We start from the raw sequence: 21,166 nt of genomic DNA, 5'->3' as shown, positions 1-21,166 counted from the left end.
ATCCTCACGGCTTCGTCGCGGGCTGGGCCGCAGGCTGGGTCAGCCCGGCCAGCAGATGATCACGCAAGCGGGCCAGCGCCTTGTCCGCCGCCAGCCGCGCTTCGGCATCGGCGCGCCAGCCGGCGACGACGGTCGCGGCATCGGTGGGAAGCCCCTCCAGATCGCCAAGCACCGCGGCGAGGTCGCCCCGCGCCAGCGCCGCCTCGGCACGGGCGATGCGGGCTTCTGCGGTATCGCCCTCGACCTGGCCGACCCGGCGCAGAGACACCAGGCCCGCGATACGGTTCAGGGTCTGGCCGACCACGCTGTCGCTTTCTCCGACCCGGGCCGCCCGCACGGCCTCGCCCGCAACATCCGGGAAGCGCTGCCGCAGCGCCTCCAGCGTCGGCACACCCTGCGCTGCATAGGGCTGAAGCTGCACGGCGATCTCCGCCACCAGCGGATCAGCGCCTGCGGTGCGCTTCAGCGCCGCCAGTTCGATCTCGTAGGACAGCCCCTGCTGCAACGGTCCGGCAAGCTGTGCCGCCGCCAGCACCAGCGCCTCGCGCTCGCCGGCCCCGGTCTCGATCTCCGACAGGGATTGTTTCAGCGCCCCCAGATCCTCGCGCAGGCGGCTCATCTCCTGCGGGTCGGTGCGCGGCATATCGGCCAGCCGGGTTTCCAGCGCCGCCACGCGGCCGCGCAGCGCCTCGCCATCCAGCCCGGCCTGCGCCTGGGCAAGCGCCTGCGCCTGCTGTTCCAGCTTTTCCAGCCGATCCATGATTTCCGGTGCGGGCAGCGCAGACGGCGCAGCAGCCGACGATGCCGTCCCCTCGCCGGCCAGCATCTCGCGGACCAGCTGGATTTCCTCGGACAGCGCGGTCTGGCGCTCTTCCAGACCGGTGATGCGCGCCTCCAGCGCCGTCCGCAGATCGGCCAACTCCTGCGGGGCCGTATCGGCCTGGCGGGGTGTCGCTTCCAGCGCAGCCACGCGCTCGGTCAGGGCGGTGAGCCGCTGATCCTCGGCGGAAGCCGGCGTCAGATCCGGCAAGGTGATGCCGATCTGCGACAAATAGGGCTGCACGGTGGGCCGCCACAGCGGCAGCGTTCCGAAGGCAACGATGGCCAGCACGACAAGCGCCAGCACGCCATAGCCATAGAGTTTCGCGCGGCTGCGGCGCGGAGCAGCGGCGGAAGAAGCGGAAGCGGCAGACGGGCCTTCCGGCTTCCTGTCTGCGGGCTTCGCGCCCGCCGCACCGGCAGGCGATGCCTTCGACACCGCTGTCGACTCTGCCGGCTTCGCAGACTCGGGCTTCGCAGACTCGGGCTTCGGCTTTGCTTTCTGGTCTTTGTCCTGTTCGCTCATCGCGCCATCCACCGGTTTCGCTTGGGCCGTTGCCATCTGGGTCAGAGCCGCCATCATGCCCGGCAAATCGGGCGATGCTGCGACAAGCACGCTACGCCAGGGCAGGGTGCGGCAGGCATCCGCCGCCTTGTCGCTGATCGCGACCGCCGCAACGCTGTCGAGTTGCCCTGCCAGACCCGCCGATTTGACCAGCCTAACAAAGGTCTCCGCCGTGCGGGGAGAGAAAAACAGGACGGCATCCAGCCGCCCCCGCCGCAGTTCCGCCAGCACGCGGGGCGGCAAGGCCTCCGCCGGACGGGCCTCATAGACCACCAGCCGGTGCGCCTCGAACCCCGCCAGCCGCAGCATGCCGGCGAGGTCGCCGGCCACCGTCTCGCCCGAGAGATGCAGCACCGGCCCGGCCTTGGGATCGAGCGTGCCGAGCGCCAGCGCGGTCAGCTCCTCAATGGCGCCATCGGCGCTTTCCACGGAATCGAAGCCTTGCGCGCGCGCCGCCTCCGCCGTTGCCGCGCCGACACAGAGCACGCGGACATCGCGGCGTTCGGTCACCGACGGCAGGCGCTCCGCCGCATTGGCGGAGGTGACAAGCAAGGCCTGCACGCTGTCCATTGGCACCGGCGGCGGGCCGGGATCGCGCGGCACGATTTCCAGCAGCGGCGCGATCACACTCTCGATGCCGTCATTTTTCAGGCGCGCGGCCAGCGCCGTGGAGTCGGGTTCGGGACGGGTCAGCAGGACCCGCATCAACCCTGCCCCAAGAGCCGGAAAAATTCCGCCCCGGCATCGCGCTTCAATTGCAGCCCGACCTCGCGGCCCAGTGCTGCGGCATCGCCCGGCGCCCCTTCGAGCGCCGCATCATGGCGTTGCGAGCCATCCGGCAACACGACAAGGCCATCAAGCGCCAAACGGTCGCCCGACAGCACGGCATGCGCGGCAATCGGCGTGCGGCAGGAACCATCCAGCACCGCCAGCAAGGCGCGTTCCGCCGTCACCCGGATGGCGGATTCGGCATGGTTCAGCGGCGCCAGCAGCACGGCGACCCGGTCGTCCGATTCCCGCCGCTCGATACCGATGGCGCCCTGCGCCACCGCCGGCAGCATGACATCGGCCGGAATGGGCGTGGTCCCCGCCGGCTGCAATGTCAGGCGATTCAGCCCGGCCACCGCCAGCAGCGTGGCATCGACATCGCCATTTTCCAGCTTGCGCAGCCTGGTTCCGACATTGCCCCGGAAGCTGACCACCTTCAAATCGGACCGACGGCTGAGGATCAGCGCCTGCCGCCGCAGCGAGGAGGTGCCAACCACGCTTCCCGCCGGCAGCTCGTCGATGCCGGCTGCCTTCGTGGACAGGAAGGCGTCGCGCGGATCCTCGCGCTCCAGGATGCAATCGATGATGAGGCCGTCCGGCAGCACCGTCGGCACATCCTTCATGGAGTGTACGGCGAGGTCGATGCCGCCCGACAGCAGCGCCTCCTCGATCTCCTTGGTGAACAGGCCCTTGCCGCCGATATCCGCCAGCGGACGGTCCTGCACCCGGTCGCCGGTGGTGCTGATGACGACGATCTCCACCGCGTCGGGATCGCGGAGAGCCTCATGCGCGGCGGCGAGACGCGCTTTGACCTCGCTGGCCTGCGCCAGGGCGAGCTGGCTGCCACGGGTGCCGATTCGGACAAGGCTTTTATTCTGCATGGTATAGCCACAGATAGACGCATGAAGGGCGGAAGGAAAGCCCGTTGGAGTATACCGTACCTATCCGATAGAGTGCGCGCCATGATCGTTCTGGGCATCGAGACAAGTTGCGACGAGACCGCTGCCGCCATCGTGACGGCGGACCGGCGGATTCTGTCCAACGTCGTGCTGTCGCAGCTGGAGGAGCACCGCCCCTATGGCGGCGTGGTGCCGGAAATCGCCGCGCGCGCGCATCTCGACCATATCGACCGGCTGGTGGGCCAGGCGATGGACGAGGCCGGCATGGGCTTCGCCGACCTGTCCGGCGTCGCCGCGACCGGCGGGCCGGGGCTGATCGGCGGCGTCATCGTCGGCGTGATGACGGCCAAGGCCATCGCCGCCGTGCACGGCCTGCCCTTCCTCGCGGTGAACCATCTGGAAGGCCACGCGCTGACGGCGCGGCTGACCGACAATGTCGCCTTCCCCTACCTGCTGCTGCTGGTGTCCGGCGGGCATTGCCAGCTGCTCGTGGTCGAAGGTGTCGGGCGCTATGCGCTGCTGGGCTCCACCATCGACGATGCTGTCGGCGAAGCCTTCGACAAGACGGCGAAGATGCTGGGCCTGCCCTATCCGGGCGGCCCGTCACTGGAAAAGGCCGCCACCGCGGGCGATCCGGCGCGCTACACCCTGCCACGCCCGATGCTGGGCCGGCCGGGCTGCGACTTCTCCTTCTCCGGCCTGAAGACCGCCGTGCGCCATATCGCCGAGGCGATGCCGCGCCCACTGCCGGAACGCGCGCAGGCAGACCTCGCCGCCAGCTTCCAGGCCGCCGCCGCCGAGAGCTTGGTGAACCGCTGCCGCAACGCGATGACGATGCTCGGGCAGAGCCATCCGGAAGTGCGCAGGCTGGTGGTGGCCGGCGGCGTTGCCTCCAACCAGACCATCCGGACCGCGCTGACCGGGCTGTGCGGCGACTTCGGCTATGGCTTCACCGCCCCGCCGCCACGCCTGTGCACCGACAATGCGGCGATGATCGCCTGGGCCGGCATCGAGCGGCTGCGCCTCGGTCTCACCGACGGCCTCGACTTCGCGCCGCGCCCGCGCTGGCCGCTCGACCCCGACGCCGTCTCCGTGCAGCCGCGCGCCACGGCGCGGCCTCGTGACTCGGCCCGAGACGCGGCCCAAAGCACAGCATTGGCAGCGCGGTCTTGACCGGCTAGCCTCTCGACCGACATTTTCCGCGATATCTAGCTGAAGGATTTTTCCATGCTGTTTTCCATCGTGTGCCAAGACAAGCCGAACAGCGTCGAGCTGCGCATGGCCACCCGCCCGACCCATCTGGAGTATCTGAAGGAACGGGCCGACAAGATCCTGGTCGGCGGCCCGGTGCTGGGCGGCGGCGCCACTGGCGAGGAGCCGACCGGCAGCCACCTGATCGTCGAGATGCCGGACATCGAGGCGGCCCGCGCCTTCGCCGCCAACGACCCCTATGCGCTTGCCGGGCTGTTCGCGCATGTCGAGATCAAGCCCTGGCGCAAGGTGTTCTTCAACGCGTCGCTTGGAGAATAAGCCGATGGCGCACTGGCTGATGAAATCGGAGCCCTTCAAATATTCCTGGGACCAGCTGGTGAAGGACGGGCGCACCCATTGGGACGGGGTGCGCAACTATCAGGCCGCCAACAATCTGAAGGCGATGAAGATTGGCGACCTCGCCTTCTTCTACCACTCCAACGAAGGGGTGGAGATCGTCGGCATCGCCAAGATCGTGAAGGAATATTACCCGGACCCCAGCGACCCTGCCGGCAAGTTCGGCATGGTCGATGTGGCGCCGGTGAAGAAAATGACCAAGCCGGTGCCGCTGAAGGCCATCAAGGAAGATCCGCGCCTCACCGACATCGCGCTGGTGCGCCAGTCGCGCCTGTCGGTGCAGCCGGTCAGCGACGAGCACTGGAAGATCCTGCTGGAGATGGGGGAGACCAGCCTGTGAGCAGCGTGCTGTGCCAGCTGGAGGAGATTCCCGACGGCGACTCCAGGGGATTTTCCGTCGATGGCAGGGATATCTTCGTGGTGCGTCAGGGCGGCGCGGTATTCGGCTATGTGAATGTCTGCCCGCATCTGTTCACGCCGCTGGAAATGATGCCCGACGATTTCATCGACGATAGCGGCCAGTTCATCATCTGCGCGACCCATGGCGCGCTGTTCAAGATCGCGGATGGTGAATGCATCGCCGGCCCCTGCCAGGGCGAGAGCCTGACGACGGTGCCGCTCGCCATCGAGGATGGCGCGGTAAAGCTGGTCCAATAAGGCCGCGCCCAAAGGTCGCGGGGGTTTGACGGCAGCCGCCCGGCGCGACACATTCCATCCCGACCACAGCCATATCGTCCAGCCAGGGATGCCGCGCCCGATGACCGCCGCCGCCGACACCGCTTTCGCGTCTGACCGTACCGCGCATCGCCGCCAGATCGGCCGCTGGCTGCTGGTCTGTTCCGCCGCCATCTTCGTCATGGTGGTGATCGGCGGCATCACAAGGCTGACCGAATCCGGCCTGTCGATGGTGGAATGGCGCGCCTTCCTGGACGCCGTGCCGCCGATGAGCGACGCCGCCTGGCAGCGGCTGTTCGACCTGTACAGGCAAACGCCAGAGTTCCAGCACAAGAACTTCTGGATGACCCTTTCCGACTTCCAGACGATCTTCTGGTGGGAATATATCCACCGGCTGTGGGGGCGCGGGCTGGGGCTGCTGTTCCTCATCCCCTTCGTCTGGTTCCTGGTGAAGGGGCGCATCGAGCGCCCGCTGCTGCCGGCGCTGCTGCTGATGTTCGTCCTCGGCGCGGTGCAGGGCGGCATCGGCTGGTGGATGGTGAAGAGCGGGCTGGTGGACCGGCCGGATGTCAGCCATTACCGGCTGGCAGTGCACCTGACCGTCGCCTTCATCCTGCATGGCGTGGTGCTGTGGACCGCCCTCGACCTGATCCGCGGGCGGCTTGCCCCGACAGCCCGCCCCGCTGGCTCCCGCCTCGCAGGCTGGTCGCTGGCGCTGGCGTTGTGGATTCTGTTCGTGGTGGTGACCGGTGCCTTCGTCGCCGGCACCGATGCGGGCCGCGCCTATAATAGTTTCCCGCTGATGGACGGCCATCTGGTGCCCGAAGCCTATGGCGTGCTGACGCCCTACTGGCTGAACCTGCTGGAGAATACGGCGGCGATCCAGTTCAACCACCGGCTGGTGGCGACGCTGACGCTGCTGGCCGCGCTGGTGCTGTGGTGGAAACTGCGCCGCCATGCCGACCCCGCCGTGCGGCTGCCGGCCAACCTGCTGGCGCTGGCGGTGGCCGGCCAGTATCTGCTGGGCATTATGACGTTGCTGGCGCATGTGCCGGTGTCGCTGGGCGCGGCGCATCAGGGCGGCGCCTTCCTGCTGTTCACCGCCGCGCTGTGGACCGCGCACGCGGTACGGCGGTCGCGCTAGACCTCCTGCTTGTCCTTCCAGCGGTACCAGGCCAGCGCCGACTGGGCGACACGGCGGGCCACGGCGTGGAAGGCGATGGGCTGCGGCTGCGTGACCGGCAGCGGCAGACCCGCACGGTCATCGCCCAACACCAGCCCGGCCAGCACCCCGCCCATGGCGGTGGAGAGCGCCACCCCGCGCCCGTTGCAGCCGATGAAGGAATAGAGCCCCGGCCCCAGCTCGAACAGGCGGGGATAGCGGTCCAGCGTTACCGCGAAATGACCGTGCCAGACATGCTCCATGCGGATGCCGGCCAGCTGCGGGAACAGCCAGGACAGCCGCGCCGGCAGCATGCGTTCCAGCCGCTCCGTGCTGGAAAAGGGCAGGATCAGATTGCCGCCGGTGACCAGCCGGCCCGACGCATCGAAGCGGAAGAAATAGAGATCGCCGCGCGTGTCGGAGATCGCCTGATTGCCGGGCACGATGCCGGCGCGCTGGTTCTCGCCGATGGGCATCGTCGCCGCCTGGTAATTGCGGAACGGCACGAAGGAGCGCACCAGCGGCGGCCAGAGGTCGCGGCTGTAGCCCGCCGTCGCCAGCACCACCGATCCCGCCGTCACCCTGCCGCCCGGCATGGTCACGCGCCAGCCCTCGTGATGGCGTTCCAGCCCGGTCGCCGGGCTCATGCCATGCACAGCCACGCCGGCCGCAAGCGCGGCGCGCGCCAGACCGCGCGCGTAGCCCAACGGGTTGATATGGCCGCCGGTCGCATTGCCCCAGCCGCCTTCATAATGCGGACTGCCGACCAGCTTCCCGATGGCGTCACGGTCATAGAGAGCCACCGGCGCGCCCAGCGCCTCCCACTCGCGGAAGCGCTTTTCGCTGATCTTCATCCGGCCCGGCGTGTGCGCCGGCTGCACCCAGCCATTCTGCACCGCCTCGCAATCGATACCATGGCGGCGGATCATGTCGAAGGTGAGCGACGCCGAATCGCGGATCATCGCGGCATAGAGCGGCCCGCGATCCGGCCCGTATTCGCGCAGCATGTCGGTCGGATCGGGCCGGGTCATCGCCGGGATGACCTGCCCGTTATTACGGCCGGACGCGCCCCAACCCGGTTCCGCCGCCTCCAGCACCACGATGGAAAGCGACGGGTCACGCTGCTTCAGATGCAGCGCGGTGGACAGGCCGGTATAGCCGCCGCCGATGATGCAGACATCGGCGCGCACATCGCCCTGCATGGCCGGCGTTTCCGGCGCGGAGACGGCGGTCTTCGCCCACAGCGAGGGCGGCAGCACGGGCCTCCGGTCGATCCCCAGTTCCAGCCCCATTGTCTTTTCCCTTCAGGCCGGCATTTCGAATTGCAGCGTCACGCCGCAGGCGCGCTCCGGCGGCAGGTAGGCGCGGCCATCGGCGCTGCGCTCGAAGGAAATACCCTGCTTGCGGAACCAGCCGGCGCTGGCCATCGTGTCGCGCAGCCTGAGCGAGAAACCGGCAACATAGGGCAGCGCCGCCTTCACCAGCGTGGCCTTGGGGAAGCGCTTCAGGAAGGCATCGGGCGTCATCACCATCAGGGTCGCGGTCCCGGTCTCGATGACGCGGGCATGCGGGCTGTTGCCCATGGCGCGGGTGTTGAACATCTTCTCCTGCGCGGCGACGACCGACGCCGGATCGGTGGCCACCACGATCACCTCGGAGATCGCCTTGGCGCCGTTCGGATGGGTCTGGTATTCCGGCAGCCAGACCAGTTCCGGCGTGTGGTGCTGGCACAGGAATTCGCGCAGGCCCGGCGTGGCGGCATGGTCGATATGCAGCACGGTGAAGGACGCATCCTTCACCCCGTCCGGCCGCTCGACGGGGCGGGAGAATTCGCTGACATCGCCAGGGTTCAGCCCGGCCGCGCGCAACGCCACCGCCGCCCCTTTCGAATCGGTGCTGCGCAGCGCCACCGCGCCGACCCCCTGCCGCACTTCCAGCAGGCCACTCCAGCGATTCGGCACGCTGCTCTCCGGGTCGATGGCGAGCAGTTCCAGATAGTCATTTTCCAGCATCAGGCAGTGATTGATCGAGCCCAGCTTGGTGTGGCGGCCCATCGGCGTCGGCATGAAGCCCAGCGCCTCGTAGGTACTGCGGGCCTGCTTCAGATCGCGCACCGCGATCAGGATATGGTCGATGCCGGTGACGGGCCAGACGGGCGCGGACATGGAGGACTCCCTTGCAGGCATTTCTGCTTTTTCGACAGGCAGCTTAGCGGAGGGAGGAAGCGCCCGGCAATGGCGGGCTGGAAGCCTTGGAACAGCACGCCTATGCTGGCCCGCCTATGCGGTGAGGAGAGCCATGCCCCGTTTCGACGCCAATCTCGATTATCTGTTCCTGGAGCAGGACAGCCTGCCGGCCCGCATCGCGGCGGCGGCGAAGGCCGGCTTCAAGGGGGTGGAGATGCTGCGCCCCTACGCCACGCCAGCCGCCGGGGTGAAGGAAGCGCTGACGGCGGCGGGGGTGGAGGCGGTGCTGATCAACAGCCCGACCGACCCGGACAAGGGCACAATGGGCCACGCCGCCTTGCCGGGTGCCGAAGCGGTGTTCGAGGTGGAAATCACCCAGGCGCTGGATTATGCCGCTGCCATCGGGGCGGGGCGCATCCATGTGCTGTCCGGCCGCATCGACCCCGCCAGCGCATCGGCGCGCGACACGCTGATCGCCAATCTGAGCCGCGCCGCGCCGGAAGCGGAAAAGCGCGGCATCACGCTGCTGATCGAGCCGCTGAACGGGCACGACCAGCCCGGCTATTTCCTGAACCGCGCCGAACAGGGGGCGGAGATCGTCAATGCTGTCGGCCATCCCGCCGTGCGGCTGCAATTCGACTGCTACCACACGCAGGTGCAGCAGGGCGACGTGCTGCGCCGGCTGGAGGGCGTGCTGGACCTCGTCGGCCATATCCAGATCGCCGGGCCGCCGGCGCGGGTGGCGCCCGACCAGGGCGAGGTGAATTACCCCTGGCTGCTGGCGGAGATCGATAGGCTCGGCTATGCCGGCTGGATCGGCTTCGAGTACCGCTGCCCGGAGGGCACTTCGGCGGGGCTTGCCTGGGCAGCCCCCTACGGCATCCGAGCCGGATAGCGCCTATCGCTGCAGCGGATCGTTCTGTTTCGGGCGGTTCGGATCGGGCTTGTAGTAATAGACTTCGCAGCTCGTCGTGCCGTCATTGCGGAAGAAATAATCCGCCTCCCGCTCGGCCCGCCCCTGCGGATCATAGAGATTCCAGCCGGTTCCCTTGGCAACGCCCAGCACGGTATTGCCGCCCCGGCCAACGAACTCCAGCGCCCTTTCATTCTTGCGCACCTGGTTGAACTGACCGGCGGCGCAGAGGGTGGAGTACATTTCCGACAGCCGCCCGACCTCCCAGAAGGGCGCGTTGGAACGCAGCAGCACATTGCTGCCGGTATCGTACACCGGCGGCCTTTCCCGGCGCTGCTGTGCCTCCGCCATGCCGGCGGGCAGCACGACGGCGAGAAGAAGGGCGGTGGCTATAGTCCTCATAGGGTCATCCGGGGTCGGCCAACGGCCATGTCATAATCGCGGAACACACCGGCGACACGGATGCGGTAATCGGTGAACAGCAATTCGATACCCTCCTGCTGCGCCTTCTTGTGGTTGGCCACCTTGTACCACGCCTCGACCGCCTGCTCGTCGCGCCAGGTGGACAGCGACAGGTACTTGTCCTCGGTCACCAGGCTCTTGAAACGCTCGACCGAGATGAAACCATCCACCTGGTCCAGCTCCTTGCGCAGGCCGGCGGCGATCTCGAAATAGCGATCGCCCTTCGCCGGGTCGAGATACACCTCGAAGATCACCACGACCATATCCGCTTCTCCTGTTTCTTATGGCCGGATATAGGCATTCCAAAGCGCCGGGTCAAACCGCTGGCCTTGACCTCATGCCGTCGCGCGCCATCTGCTAATATGCACGCAATCGTTCCTTGGCGCACGGCAGAGAGGAAAACGGCGCATGGCCTGGCTCGCACGACGCTGTTTCCTCACCCTGCTGGCAGCTTTCTGCCTCCTCGCCGCACCGCCTGCGGCGACGTCGGCCAGGGCCGACAATCCGGATCTGCTGCTGGTGCTGGCCGCTGACGGCTCCGGCTCCATCGACGAAGACGAGTTCAAGCTGCAGCGCGAAGGCTATGCCGCAGCTATCAGCGACCCGCGCGTGGTGGCGGCGATCCAGTCCGGCTATGGCGGGTCGATCGCGGTGGCGATGATCGAATGGGGCGCCCCCACCTCGCAGCACATCATCGTCGACTGGACAGTGATCCGCGACCAGGCCAGCGCCGATGCATTCGCCGCCGACATCCTCGCCGCCCCGCGCAAGGCCTTCGGCTACAACTCGATCTCCAACGCCATCGCCTATTCCGCGGCGCTGATGCGCGAGAGCGGCCTTGTGGCACCGCGCAAGGTGATCGACGTGTCGGGCGACGGGCCGCAGATCGGCGGCATGCCGCTGGAACGCATCCGTGCCGAGGCCATCGACGAGGACATCACCATCAACGCGCTGGCCATCAACAACAAGGACGGCATGCTGCGCGGCCCCGGCGGCATGCCGCTGGACGAGCATTACCGGCGCGATGTGATCGGCGGTTTCGGCGCCTTTGTCGAGGTGGCGGAAAGCCGGGCCGACCTGAACCGGGCACTGCTGAAAAAGCTGATCCGGGAAATCGCGGATGCGCGCCCCACCGGCCGGGCGCTGGCGGAACGTTAAAACTCAGCCCAGCCGTTCCGGCACGTAATCCTCCGGCAGCATCGGCACATGGCCGTGATCGGTGGCAATGCGGTCGAGCCAGAGCCGGATCGCCGGATAATGCGACAGGTTGAAACCGCCATCCGCCGCCGCATGGGTATAGGCATAGAGCGCGATGTCGGCGATGGTCATGGAAGTGCCGACGAAGTAGGAGCGGCTGAGCAAATGCCGCTCCATCACCTCCAGCGCCGCCTCGCCCCGTGCCCGCTTGTCCGATTCCTGCGCCCGCCTTGCCGCATCCATCGGCCCGTGCCGGTACCAGAAGCGCAGCACGGCGATATAGGGCTCGTGGCTGTACTGCTCGAAGAACATCCAGTGCAGCACCTGGGCGCGCGCCAGCCTGTCTTCCGGCCAGAAGCGCGTGCCTTCCGCCAGGTAATAGAGGATGGCGTTCGATTCGGCGATGACCGTGCCATCCTCCAGTTCCAGCGCCGGGACGCGGCCATTCGGGTTCTTCGCCAGGAAATCCTTGGTCCGGCTTGCGCCCTTCAGGATGTCCAGCTCGACCAGCGTGTAGGCCAGCCCCAGCTTGGCCAGCAGCAGCCGGACCTTATAGCCATTGCCGGAATCGGGATGATCGTACAGTCGGAGCATGCGCTGGTTACGCCCGCAGCTCGGCCGGCTCGGCCGACAGCGGCTGCGGCAGCTTGTTCAAGATCTCCTTCGGCACGATCTGCCAGAAGCTGCCCGCCTCCAGCTGCCAGTCGATCAGCAGCCGCTCAGCGAAGGCCGAGTGGGTCGCCTCGGCATGGCGGCGGATCAGCGCCTTCAGCACATCCGTCCAGTAGGGCGATTCCAGCCGCTGCCAGATGACCGTCTCCGGATTCACCCGGCGCTCGAAGGAGCCATCGCTGTCATGGATGAAGGCCATGCCCCCGGTCATGCCGGCGGCGAAATTGTCGCCGACCGGGCCGAGAATGGCGACGGTGCCGCCGGTCATGTATTCGCAGCCATTGGAGCCGCAGCCCTCGACCACCGCCTCCGCGCCGGAATTGCGCACGGCAAAACGTTCGCCCGCCTGGCCGGCGGCGTACAGCGTGCCCGCCGTGGCGCCATACAGCACGGTATTGCCGATGATCGTGTTCTCGTTGGTCACCAGCGGGCTGGAGGTCATCGGCCGCACCACGATGGCGCCACCCGACAGCCCCTTGCCGACATAGTCATTGGCGTCGCCGAACACTTCCAGCTTGATGCCCTGCACGGCAAAGGCGCCGAGCGACTGACCGGCCGAGCCGCGCAGACGCACCGTCAGATGCCCCGGCTGCAGCCCCGTCATCCCGTATTTGCGCACGATATGGCTGGACAGCCGCGTGCCGATGGCGCGCATCGTGTTCGAGATGTTGTAGGTGAGCTGCATCTTCTCGCCATCCTTCAGGAACGGCTTGGCATCCCCCAGCATCTTGGCGTCCAGCGTGTCGGGCACCTCGTTGCGGCCTTCCAGCGTGCAATAGCGCGGATAATCGCCGGGATCGGCCTGCGCCAGAATGGCGTTCAGATCCAGCGCATCGACATCCGACGAACCGCGATTGACCTGGGCCAGCAGGTCGGACCGGCCAACGATATCGTTCAGTGTGCTCACGCCAAGCGAGGCCAGAATCTCGCGCACCTCCTCGGCGACGAAGCTGAACAGGTTCACCACCTTCTCCGGCGTGCCGGCGAATTTGGCGCGCAGCTCGTCATCCTGGGTGCAGATGCCGACCGGGCAGGTGTTGGAATGGCACTGCCGCACCATCAGGCAGCCCATCGCCACCAGCGAGGCGGTACCGAGGCCGAATTCCTCGGCCCCCAGCATCGCCGCGATCACCACGTCGCGGCCGGTCTTGATGCCGCCATCGACGCGCAGCGTCACCCGGTGGCGCAGCCGGTTCAGCGTCAGCACCTGATGCACCTCCGACAGCCCCATCTCCCAGGGAATGCCGGCATATTTGATCGAGGTCTGCGGGCTGGCGCCGGTGCCGCCGGAATGACCGGAAATCAGGATCGTGTCGGCCTTCGCCTTGGCGACGCCGGCGGCGATGGTGCCGATGCCGCTGCGCGCCACCAGCTTCACGCAGACCTTGGCTTCCGGGTTGATCTGCTTCAGATCGTAGATCAGCTGCGCCAGATCCTCGATCGAGTAGATGTCGTGATGCGGCGGCGGGCTGATCAGCGTGACGCCGGGCATGGAATGGCGCAGCCGGGCAATCAGGCCGGTAACCTTCATGCCGGGCAGCTGGCCGCCCTCGCCGGGCTTGGCGCCCTGCGCCATCTTGATCTCGATCTCGCGGCAATTGTTCAGATATTCCGCGGTCACGCCGAACCGGCCCGAGGCGATCTGCTTGATCGCGGAGCTGGGATTGTCGCCGTTCGGCCGCGGCTTGTAGCGTGCCGGATCCTCGCCACCCTCGCCGGAATCGGACTTGGCGCCGATCCGGTTCATAGCGATAGACAGCGTCTCGTGCGCCTCCGGGCCAAGCGCGCCCAGCGAGATGCCAGGGGCGACCAGCCGCTTGCGGATTTCGGTGATGGAATCGACCTCATCGACCGGGATCGCCTCCTTCTGCGGCCGGAAATCCAGCAGGTCGCGCAGGCTGACCGCCGGCATCTGCCGCACGGTCTCGGCGTATTTCCGGTAGGTCGAGTAGCTGTCATTGTCGCAGGCGTGCTGCAACATATGGATCAGCGAGCCCTCGAAGGCGTGGGTCTCGCCGCGCTGGCGGAAGCGGTAGAGACCGCCGACCGGCAGGGCGGAGAAATCCTCGGCATGGCCGCGTGCATGCTGCGCCAGAACCTGGCGCTGGATGCCGGGCAGGCCGATGCCGGAAATCCGGCTGGGCATGCCGGGGAAGAATTCGGCGACCAGCGCGCGCGACAGGCCGATGGCCTCGAAATGATAGCCGCCGCGATAGCTGGACAGCACCGAGATGCCCATCTTGGACATGATCTTCAGCAGCCCCTCGTCCAGCGCCTTCTTGTAGCGCCGCACGCATTCCTCAAGGCTCATGCCCGGGAACAGGCCGCGGGCATGGCGGTCGGCGATGGCCTCCTGCGCCAGATAGGCATTCACCGTGGTGGCGCCGACACCGATCAGCACCGCGACGTAATGCACATCGAGACATTCGCCCGAGCGCACGTTCAGCGAGGTGAAGGTGCGCAGATTCTGCCGCACCAGATGGCTGTGCACCGCGCCGACCGCCAGGATCATCGGGATCGCCGCGCGGTCGTCGTTCATCGCCTCGTCGGACAGGATCACATGGGCACAGCCGCCGCGCACCGCCTCCTCCGCCTCGCGGCGGATACGGGTGATGGCCTGACGCAGCGCCTCCTCGCCATCCTCGGCGGCATCGAAGGTGCAGTCGATATCGACCGCCATGTCGCCCATATAGGCGCGCATCGCCTCAAACTCGGCGCTGGACAGCACCGGGCTTTCCAGCAGCAGGTGCTGGCACTGGGTCGGGTCCTCGTCGAGGATGTTGCCGAGATTGCCGAGGCGGGTCTTCAGCGTCATCACCCGGCGTTCGCGCAAGCTGTCGATCGGCGGGTTCGTGACCTGGCTGAAATTCTGCCGGAAGAAATGATGCAGCCCGCGATAGGTGTGCGACAGCACCGCGACCGGCGTGTCGTCGCCCATCGAGCCGACGGCCTCCTTCGCATCCTCGACCATCGGCTGCAGGATCAGTTCCAGATCCTCCAGCGACCAGCCATAGGTGACCTCGCGGCGGCGCAGCTCCTCGCGCGACAGATAGGCCGGCTCGCTCTGGTCGCCACGGATCAGCTTATCCAGCTTCACCGACCCGGCGATCCAGTCGCCGAACGGACGCTTGCCCGCCAGATGATCCTTCAGCTGCCCGTCATGGAAGACCCGGCCATTGGCCAGATCGATGCCGATCATCTCGCCGGGGTCAAGCCGGCCCTTCTCGATGACGCGGCTTTCATCGACCTTCACCATGCCGGTCTCGGAGCCGGCGATCAGCAGCTTGTCGCCGGTGATGGTATAGCGCATCGGGCGCAGGCCGTTGCGGTCCATGCCGCCAATCACCCAGTCGCCGAAGCAGGCGGCAATGGCGGCCGGGCCGTCCCACGGCTCCATCACCGAGTTGCAGTAGGCGTACATGTCCTTCACCGCCTGTGGCAGGTCGGTGTGCTCGCCCCAGGCTTCCGGCATCATCATGGTCTTCACCATGGGCAGCTCGCGGCCGGCCTGGCAGAGCAGCTCGAACACCGCATCGAGCGCCGCCGAGTCGGAACTGCCGGACTGGATGACCGGCTTCAGATCCTCGCCATGATCGCCGAAGGCGGGCGCGGCCATGCGCGTCTCGTGCGACATCATCCAGTTGATGTTACCCTTCACCGTATTGATCTCGCCATTATGCGCCAGCACGCGGAACGGCTGGGCCAGGCGCCAGGTCGGGAAGGTGTTGGTCGAATAGCGCTGGTGATAAATCGCAAAGCGCGACACAAAGCGCCCGTCCAGCAGGTCGGGATAGAAGATCGTCAGCTGCTCGGCCAGGAACATGCCCTTGTAGATGATCGAGCGGCACGACAGCGAGCAGATGTAGAATTCGGTGATGTGCGCTTCCAGCACCCGCTTTTCGATGCGGCGGCGGATGATGTAGAGGTCGCGTTCGAAGGTGGCCTCCGGCACGCCCTTGGAGTTGCAGATCATGATCTGCTCGATCTCCGGGCGGGTCGCGTTCGCCTTTTCGCCGATCACCTCGATGCTGATCGGCACCTGGCGCCAGCCATAGATAGTGTAGCCAAAATTCAGGATTTCGGTCTCGACGATGGAGCGGCAGGTTTCCTGCTGGTCGAAGCTGGTGCGCGGCAGGAACACCTGGCCGACCGCCATGCGCGTGCTGTCGGTCCGGAAGCCCAGACGCTCCACCACCTCGCGGAAGAAATCCTGCGGAATCTCGATATGGATGCCAGCGCCGTCGCCGGTCTTGCCATCGGCATCGACAGCGCCGCGGTGCCAGACCGCCTTCAGCGCGTTGATGCCGGCCTCGACCACATCGCGGCGCGCGGTGCCATCCAGCGCGGTGACAAAACCGACGCCACAGGCATCATGCTCGTCAGCCGGATCGTACAGGCCGGTATCGGCCAGATGCTCGGCGTTGCGGCGATATTCGGAAACGAACTGCTGGCCGCTGTCCTGCGTAATCTTCTCAATGCCCACTGTCCGGCCCTCCCTCAGGATGCCATGGCGAGCGGCTTGCCGCCCGCCTTCTTCACGTCCGCCGGCTGTTCCGCCGACTCGCCGGCGAGCCTGGCCGTGATGTGCTTGTGAATGCTCTCGGCCACGTCGCGGCCATCGCGCACGGCCCACACGACCAGCGAGGCGCCGCGCACGATATCGCCGGCGGCGAACACGCCATCCAGCTTGCTCATCATGGTGCGGTGATTGACCTTCACCGTGCCCCAGCGCGTCACCTCCAGGCCCGGCGCGCCAAACAGCACCGGCAGGTCTTCCGGGTCGAAGCCCAGCGCCTTGATGACGAGGTCGGCCGGATGCGTCTCCGACGAGCCCTCGATCGGCTGCGGCGTCTGCCGGCCGGTGGCGTCGGGCACGCCCAGATGCATGCGGATGGCGCGCACGCCGGAGACGGTGCCGTCGCCGACAAAGGCTTCGGGCGCGGCCAGCCAGACGAACTCCACGCCTTCTTCCTCGGCGTGGTGAACCTCGCGCTGGCTGCCCGGCATGTTGGCCCGGTCGCGGCGATAGAGGCACTTCACCGATTTCGCACCCTGGCGCACCGCGGTGCGCACGCAATCCATCGCCGTGTCGCCGCCGCCGATGACCACGACATTCTTGCCCGCCGCGTTCAGCGAGCCATCGTCATAGGCCGGCACCTCGTCGCCCAGCCCCTTGCGGTTGGAGGCGACCAGATAATCCAGCGCCGGCACGATATTACCCAGCCCGACACCCGGCAGCTTGATGTCGCGCGCCTTATAGACGCCGGTGGCGATCAGCACGGCGTCGTGGCGCTCGCGCAGTTCATCCATGGTGACGTCGCGGCCGATATCGCAATTGAAGTGATAGACGATGCCGGCATCCTGCAGCAGCTTCGTGCGGCGCTCGACCACATCCTTCTCCAGCTTGAAGCCGGGGATGCCATAGATCATCAGCCCGCCGCCACGGTCGTAGCGGTCGTAGATATGGACCTGGTAGCCCTTCTTGCGCAGCTGTTCCGCCGCCGCCATGCCGGCCGGGCCGGCGCCGATGATGCCGACCGACTGCTCCAGCTCGCGGCGCGGCTTCGGCACCTTCACCCAGCCTTTTTCCCAGGCGGTGTCGGTGATGTATTTCTCGACCGAGCCGATGGTGACCGAGTTGAAGCCCTTCTCGATGACGCAATTGCCCTCGCACAGCCGGTCCTGCGGGCAGATACGGCCGCAGATTTCCGGCATGTTGTTGGTCGCCGAGGATACCTCGTAGGCCTCCTCCAGGCGCCCTTCGGCGGTCAGCATCAGCCAATCGGGGATGTTGTTCTGCAGCGGGCAGTGAATCTGGCAGAACGGCACGCCGCACTGCGAGCAGCGCGCTGCCTGTTCCGCGGCATCCTTCGGCTCGAAGCGGGAATAGATTTCCTGGAAATCCTGCCGGCGCGCATCGACACCCCGCTTGTCAGGCATGTGCTGCGGCACGGTGACGAATTTCAGCATCTTGCTGGCCATGGGCTGGCTCTCCCTCGCTTTTCTCGGCGCTTTTCTCGGCCCGCGCCCCTTTGCCGACGCGCGCACCTTGCCTCCGGCGCCATCGCGGGCACCGGTCCGGAGGTCTGCTATACGCGCGTGGCCCAGCCTTGGCGAGCAAAAAATAGAAAATAGGTCCGATAAATTACCTATTTTCAGGAAACTCATCCTTTCCCGGTCGAGAAAGAATCTTTCGACCTCTCCGTCATTTGTAAATAGGGCTCACAAATGACCTATTTTTCGCACTGAGAGATGGATTCCGAAATGCTATACAGTCAGCCGCCTGTGGGCGCGCGAGACTGCCGCGCCCCTTACCCTCGCGTGCATGGTGCTCACTTGCCGCTGTTCCACCTGATCGTCCTGGCCCTGGTCCAGGGCATTACTGAATTTCTCCCGGTCAGCTCCTCGGCGCATCTGATCCTGGTGCCCTATGTCACCGGCTGGGAGGATCAGGGGCTGCTGCTCGACGTCGCGGTGCATGTCGGCACGCTGCTGGCGGTGATGCTGTATTTCTGGCGCGACCTCTGGGAGATGCTGCGCGGTGCGGGGCTGGCGCTGCGCGGCAAGCGCACCGCAGGCCAGCGCATGATCGGGCACCTGATCATCGCCACAATCCCGGCCGTCCTCGCCGGCTATCTGCTGCATAAATATGCCGGCGACCTGCTGCGCAGCGTCGAGGTGATCGCCTGGGCGACCATCGGCTTCGGCGTACTGCTCTATATCGCGGACAGGATCGGCATGACCCTGCGGCGGATCGAACATATGACCGCCGGCTCGGCGCTGCTGCTCGGCCTGGCGCAGGTACTGGCCTTCATCCCCGGTGCCAGCCGGTCCGGCGTGACCATGATGGCGGCGCGGTTCCTGGGGTACGAGCGCGCCGACACCGCCCGCTTTTCGATGCTGATGTCGATTCCGGTGATTGCCGGCGCCGGGTTGCTCGCAGCGCTGGATCTCGCGAAGGCCGGCGATGCCAGCCTGACCATGGACGCGCTGATCGGCGCGGGGCTGGCCTTCGTCTCGGCGCTGCTCGCCATCGCTCTGATGATGCGCTGGCTGCGCCGGGCCAGCTTCACGCCCTTCGTGGTGTATCGGCTGCTGCTGGGGGCTGCCCTGCTGGCGCTGATCTATCTCTAGGCGTTGCGCCCTTCAGGCGTTACCCCCTTCAGGCGTTACCCCGTGTACCGGCTGTAATGCCCATCCCGGCGGAAGCGCTCCATATAGGCCGGCAGGATGACCTCCAGCGTGGTCGGGTCGATGCCCAGATCGGTCAGCGTCAGCGCACCCTCGGCCACCACATTGTCGTGCTTCAGCAGCGTCACCTGGTCACGGGTCAGCGGCGGCACCGGCAGCAGCTGCAGGACGGCGGCCTGGACGTCCGCAACGCAGAACGGCACCGGCACCAGCAGCCGGCTGCGGCCGATGGTGGCCAGCATGACTTCCATCAGCGCCTTGAAACTGTAGGTCTTGGGCCCGCCCAGTTCGTAGGTCTTGCCCTGCGCCTTGCTATCCGACAGGGCGCGCAGCACCGCATCCGCCACATCGCCGACATAGACCGGTTGAAACAGCGTATGGCCGCCACCGATCAGCGGCAGCGCCGGCGACAGCCGCGCCATGGCGCCGAACCGGTTGAAAAACGCATCCTCCGGCCCGAACACGATGCTGGGGCGCAGGATCGTGGCTTCCGGGAAAACCTCGCGAACCGCCGCCTCGCCCGCCGCCTTGGAGCGCGCATAGGCCGAGTCCGAGTCGGCATCGGCGCCGATGGCCGAGAGATGGACCAGCGCCCTGGCGCCGACCGCCTTCGCGGCCTCGGCGATGGTCCGGGCGGCCTGATGATGCACGTCGTCGAAACCGTGGCCATGACCCGACGGATACAGGATACCGACCAGATTGATGACCGCGTCAGCGCCCTGCACGGCACCGGCGACCGAGTCCGCGTCGGTGATATCGCAGCTGATCGGCGTGATCTGGCCGACATTGCCCATCGGCTTCAGGAATTTCGCACGCTCGACATGGCGCACCGCGACATTGACGCGCACGCCGGTCTTGGCCAGCCGCTGGACGACATAGCGGCCGATAAAGCCCGAGCCGCCGAAAACCGTCACCACCTTATCGCTCATTGCCTATTCCTCAGCCTGGCGGGTGCGCCCCACACACATTGCCTGGGCGCATCCCGTGCGCCCCTAATACTACACCGGCCCCGGCAGGTAAATCGACCCGGACCATCTATTTGCCGCCTATTTGCCGGGGGCCGCACAACGCGCCGGAAAGATTTTGCGGAACCATGCAGAATCGTATTGACAGAAGCCCCGCTCTTCTCGATTTTACGGCGCTCCAAGCCGTGCCCAGGTGGCGGAATTGGTAGACGCGCAGGTTTCAGGTACCTGTGGCCGAAAGGTCGTGGAAGTTCGAGTCTTCTCCTGGGCACCATCTCTTGCTCAATGCAGCAAGGGAAGCTGGCATAAACAGGCCGGCGGTCATGATCTCGGCGCCAGCCGGATAGAGACCGGAGGTACTGTTGACAATCCATCTTCATAAAGGCGACCTGCCCGACGGTCTTGACCTCGGCAGCTGCGTCGCCATCGACAGCGAAACCATGGGCCTGCGCCCCGGTCGCGACCGGCTGTGCCTGGTCCAGCTTTCGGCCGGCGATGGCGAAAGCCATCTGGTTCAGTTCGCGCCGGAACAGTATGACGCGCCCAATCTGAAGCGGCTGCTGGCCGACCCCAAAATCACCAAGCTGTTCCATTATGCGCGCTTTGATATTGCCGTGTTCCGGCATTATCTGGGCGTCGAGACAACCCCTCTCTACTGCACGAAGATCGCCTCCAAGCTGGTGCGCACCTATACCGACCGCCACGGGCTGAAGGATCTGTGCCGGGAATTGCTGGGCATCGACCTGTCCAAGCAGCAGCAATCCTCCGACTGGGGGGCCGCTGAGCTGACCCAGGAGCAGCTTGCCTACGCGGCCTCCGACGTCCTGCACCTGCACAGGCTGAAGGCGGTGCTGGACGAGCGGCTGGCGCGCGAGGGCCGGCAGGAGATCGCCGCGGCCTGCTTCCGCTTCCTGCCAACCCGTGCTGTGCTCGACCTCAGCGGCTGGGCGGAAGAAGATATCTTCTCGCACTGAGCGATCGCGTTCCGGCCGGCCCTTGGTCCGGCACCGGGGAAGCGCCATATCTGCGGCTTCGTTGACCCGTTTGGCACAGCCGCCCATAATCCGCTTGTGGCACCCTGCAA

General features: G+C 66.5%; 19 protein-coding genes and 1 tRNA gene. 10 read left to right on the top strand and 10 right to left on the bottom strand.

The annotated features are described in order from the left end of the window. Nucleotides 1-4: 4 nt before the first annotated feature. The gene (locus BKM74_RS02405; protein ID WP_086464083.1) at nt 5-2,089 is read right to left on the bottom strand and encodes a uroporphyrinogen-III synthase; all 2,085 of its coding nucleotides are present in this window, start codon (nt 2,087-2,089) and stop codon (nt 5-7) included. Beyond that, nucleotides 2,089-3,033, bottom strand: coding sequence for a hydroxymethylbilane synthase (gene hemC, locus BKM74_RS02400; RefSeq protein ID WP_086464082.1), 945 nt, complete (start codon nt 3,031-3,033; stop codon nt 2,089-2,091). The genes BKM74_RS02405 and hemC overlap by 1 nt, the downstream gene beginning before the upstream one ends. Before the next feature lie 81 nt (nt 3,034-3,114). Here hemC and tsaD point away from each other — a divergent pair, with 81 nt between their 5' ends. The 5 genes from tsaD to BKM74_RS02375 all read left to right on the top strand — a co-directional run bounded on the left by tsaD (nt 3,115) and on the right by BKM74_RS02375 (nt 6,478). Continuing rightward, nucleotides 3,115-4,224: a tRNA (adenosine(37)-N6)-threonylcarbamoyltransferase complex transferase subunit TsaD gene (gene tsaD / locus BKM74_RS02395; RefSeq protein ID WP_086464251.1), complete on the top strand. Its 1,110-nt coding sequence runs from the start codon at nt 3,115-3,117 to the stop codon at nt 4,222-4,224. Nucleotides 4,225-4,278: 54 nt separating this feature from the next. Further along, nucleotides 4,279-4,581 carry a YciI family protein gene (locus BKM74_RS02390; protein ID WP_086464081.1) on the top strand — a complete coding sequence of 101 codons (303 nt, stop codon included), beginning with the start codon at nt 4,279-4,281 and terminating at the stop codon, nt 4,579-4,581. Nucleotides 4,582-4,585: 4 nt separating this feature from the next. Continuing rightward, nucleotides 4,586-4,999 (top strand): EVE domain-containing protein, encoded by a 414-nt coding sequence (locus BKM74_RS02385; protein ID WP_086464080.1) that lies wholly within the window; start codon nt 4,586-4,588, stop codon nt 4,997-4,999. After that, nucleotides 4,996-5,316, top strand: coding sequence for a Rieske (2Fe-2S) protein (locus BKM74_RS02380; RefSeq protein WP_086464079.1), 321 nt, complete (start codon nt 4,996-4,998; stop codon nt 5,314-5,316). The genes BKM74_RS02385 and BKM74_RS02380 overlap by 4 nt, the downstream gene beginning before the upstream one ends. Nucleotides 5,317-5,416: 100 nt before the next feature. Then, entirely contained in the window at nt 5,417-6,478 is a 1,062-nt protein-coding gene (locus tag BKM74_RS02375) for a COX15/CtaA family protein (RefSeq protein WP_086464078.1), read from the top strand. On the opposite strand, the gene BKM74_RS02370 is transcribed toward BKM74_RS02375, so the two are convergent. Together BKM74_RS02370 and BKM74_RS02365 are read right to left on the bottom strand one after the other, a co-directional pair. Beyond that, nucleotides 6,475-7,788: an NAD(P)/FAD-dependent oxidoreductase gene (locus BKM74_RS02370; RefSeq protein WP_086464077.1), complete on the bottom strand. Its 1,314-nt coding sequence runs from the start codon at nt 7,786-7,788 to the stop codon at nt 6,475-6,477. The two genes, BKM74_RS02375 and BKM74_RS02370, sit on opposite strands and share 4 nt — an antisense overlap. 12 nt (nt 7,789-7,800) lie before the next feature. After that, nucleotides 7,801-8,661 (bottom strand): VOC family protein, encoded by an 861-nt coding sequence (locus tag BKM74_RS02365; RefSeq protein WP_176342345.1) that lies wholly within the window; start codon nt 8,659-8,661, stop codon nt 7,801-7,803. 133 nt (nt 8,662-8,794) lie between these two features. Between BKM74_RS02365 and BKM74_RS02360 the strand changes: the two genes are divergently transcribed. Beyond that, nucleotides 8,795-9,577 (top strand): hydroxypyruvate isomerase family protein, encoded by a 783-nt coding sequence (locus BKM74_RS02360; RefSeq protein ID WP_086464075.1) that lies wholly within the window; start codon nt 8,795-8,797, stop codon nt 9,575-9,577. Between the two features lie 3 nt (nt 9,578-9,580). Here the strand turns inward: BKM74_RS02360 and BKM74_RS02355 are convergent, their stop codons facing one another. Further along, the gene (locus tag BKM74_RS02355; RefSeq protein WP_086464074.1) at nt 9,581-9,997 is read right to left on the bottom strand and encodes a hypothetical protein; all 417 of its coding nucleotides are present in this window, start codon (nt 9,995-9,997) and stop codon (nt 9,581-9,583) included. Next, a complete protein-coding gene (locus BKM74_RS02350; protein ID WP_086464073.1) occupies nt 9,994-10,320 on the bottom strand; it encodes an antibiotic biosynthesis monooxygenase family protein in 327 nt (108 codons plus the stop codon). The genes BKM74_RS02355 and BKM74_RS02350 overlap by 4 nt, the downstream gene beginning before the upstream one ends. A gap of 145 nt (nt 10,321-10,465) precedes the next feature. Here BKM74_RS02350 and BKM74_RS02345 point away from each other — a divergent pair, with 145 nt between their 5' ends. Beyond that, the gene (locus BKM74_RS02345; protein ID WP_086464072.1) at nt 10,466-11,215 is read left to right on the top strand and encodes a DUF1194 domain-containing protein; all 750 of its coding nucleotides are present in this window, start codon (nt 10,466-10,468) and stop codon (nt 11,213-11,215) included. 3 nt (nt 11,216-11,218) lie between these two features. On the opposite strand, the gene BKM74_RS02340 is transcribed toward BKM74_RS02345, so the two are convergent. From BKM74_RS02340 to BKM74_RS02330, 3 genes are read right to left on the bottom strand one after another with little or no spacing between them, the layout of a single operon-like run. Continuing rightward, nucleotides 11,219-11,848, bottom strand: coding sequence for a glutathione S-transferase family protein (locus tag BKM74_RS02340; RefSeq protein WP_086464071.1), 630 nt, complete (start codon nt 11,846-11,848; stop codon nt 11,219-11,221). A gap of 7 nt (nt 11,849-11,855) precedes the next feature. After that, nucleotides 11,856-16,409, bottom strand: coding sequence for a glutamate synthase large subunit (gene gltB / locus BKM74_RS02335; protein WP_086464070.1), 4,554 nt, complete (start codon nt 16,407-16,409; stop codon nt 11,856-11,858). 14 nt (nt 16,410-16,423) lie between these two features. After that, entirely contained in the window at nt 16,424-17,908 is a 1,485-nt protein-coding gene (locus tag BKM74_RS02330) for an NAD(P)-dependent oxidoreductase (protein ID WP_086464069.1), read from the bottom strand. A gap of 354 nt (nt 17,909-18,262) precedes the next feature. Here BKM74_RS02330 and BKM74_RS02325 point away from each other — a divergent pair, with 354 nt between their 5' ends. Then, nucleotides 18,263-19,060 (top strand): undecaprenyl-diphosphate phosphatase, encoded by a 798-nt coding sequence (locus tag BKM74_RS02325; protein WP_086464068.1) that lies wholly within the window; start codon nt 18,263-18,265, stop codon nt 19,058-19,060. 35 nt (nt 19,061-19,095) lie between these two features. Here the strand turns inward: BKM74_RS02325 and BKM74_RS02320 are convergent, their stop codons facing one another. Then, nucleotides 19,096-20,046, bottom strand: coding sequence for a complex I NDUFA9 subunit family protein (locus BKM74_RS02320; RefSeq protein WP_086464067.1), 951 nt, complete (start codon nt 20,044-20,046; stop codon nt 19,096-19,098). A gap of 223 nt (nt 20,047-20,269) precedes the next feature. Here BKM74_RS02320 and BKM74_RS02315 point away from each other — a divergent pair. Both BKM74_RS02315 and BKM74_RS02310 read left to right on the top strand, forming a co-directional pair. Beyond that, nucleotides 20,270-20,356 (top strand) — tRNA-Leu (locus BKM74_RS02315). An 88-nt stretch (nt 20,357-20,444) separates the two neighbouring features. After that, nucleotides 20,445-21,056, top strand: coding sequence for a ribonuclease D (locus tag BKM74_RS02310; RefSeq protein WP_086464066.1), 612 nt, complete (start codon nt 20,445-20,447; stop codon nt 21,054-21,056). The last annotated feature ends 110 nt before the right edge of the window (nt 21,057-21,166 follow it).

It is taken from the genome of Oceanibaculum nanhaiense (assembly GCF_002148795.1).
Lineage (GTDB): Bacteria > Pseudomonadota > Alphaproteobacteria > Oceanibaculales > Oceanibaculaceae > Oceanibaculum > Oceanibaculum nanhaiense.
The sequence above is the reverse complement of the archived record's forward strand: the minus strand, read 5'-3'. Positions and strand labels throughout refer to the sequence as shown.

Coding starts and splice junctions, on each gene's coding strand:
- BKM74_RS02375 (WP_086464078.1), top strand. CDS start 5,417: ATGACCGCCGCCGCCGACACCGCTTTCGCGTCTGACCGTACCGCGCAT.
- BKM74_RS02385 (WP_086464080.1), top strand. CDS start 4,586: ATGGCGCACTGGCTGATGAAATCGGAGCCCTTCAAATATTCCTGGGAC.
- BKM74_RS02405 (WP_086464083.1), bottom strand. CDS start 2,089: ATGCGGGTCCTGCTGACCCGTCCCGAACCCGACTCCACGGCGCTGGCC.
- BKM74_RS02350 (WP_086464073.1), bottom strand. CDS start 10,320: ATGGTCGTGGTGATCTTCGAGGTGTATCTCGACCCGGCGAAGGGCGAT.
- hemC (WP_086464082.1), bottom strand. CDS start 3,033: ATGCAGAATAAAAGCCTTGTCCGAATCGGCACCCGTGGCAGCCAGCTC.
- BKM74_RS02390 (WP_086464081.1), top strand. CDS start 4,279: ATGCTGTTTTCCATCGTGTGCCAAGACAAGCCGAACAGCGTCGAGCTG.
- BKM74_RS02355 (WP_086464074.1), bottom strand. CDS start 9,997: ATGAGGACTATAGCCACCGCCCTTCTTCTCGCCGTCGTGCTGCCCGCC.
- BKM74_RS02345 (WP_086464072.1), top strand. CDS start 10,466: ATGGCCTGGCTCGCACGACGCTGTTTCCTCACCCTGCTGGCAGCTTTC.
- BKM74_RS02365 (WP_176342345.1), bottom strand. CDS start 8,661: ATGTCCGCGCCCGTCTGGCCCGTCACCGGCATCGACCATATCCTGATC.
- BKM74_RS02340 (WP_086464071.1), bottom strand. CDS start 11,848: ATGCTCCGACTGTACGATCATCCCGATTCCGGCAATGGCTATAAGGTC.
- BKM74_RS02370 (WP_086464077.1), bottom strand. CDS start 7,788: ATGGGGCTGGAACTGGGGATCGACCGGAGGCCCGTGCTGCCGCCCTCG.
- BKM74_RS02320 (WP_086464067.1), bottom strand. CDS start 20,046: ATGAGCGATAAGGTGGTGACGGTTTTCGGCGGCTCGGGCTTTATCGGC.
- BKM74_RS02330 (WP_086464069.1), bottom strand. CDS start 17,908: ATGGCCAGCAAGATGCTGAAATTCGTCACCGTGCCGCAGCACATGCCT.
- tsaD (WP_086464251.1), top strand. CDS start 3,115: ATGATCGTTCTGGGCATCGAGACAAGTTGCGACGAGACCGCTGCCGCC.
- BKM74_RS02360 (WP_086464075.1), top strand. CDS start 8,795: ATGCCCCGTTTCGACGCCAATCTCGATTATCTGTTCCTGGAGCAGGAC.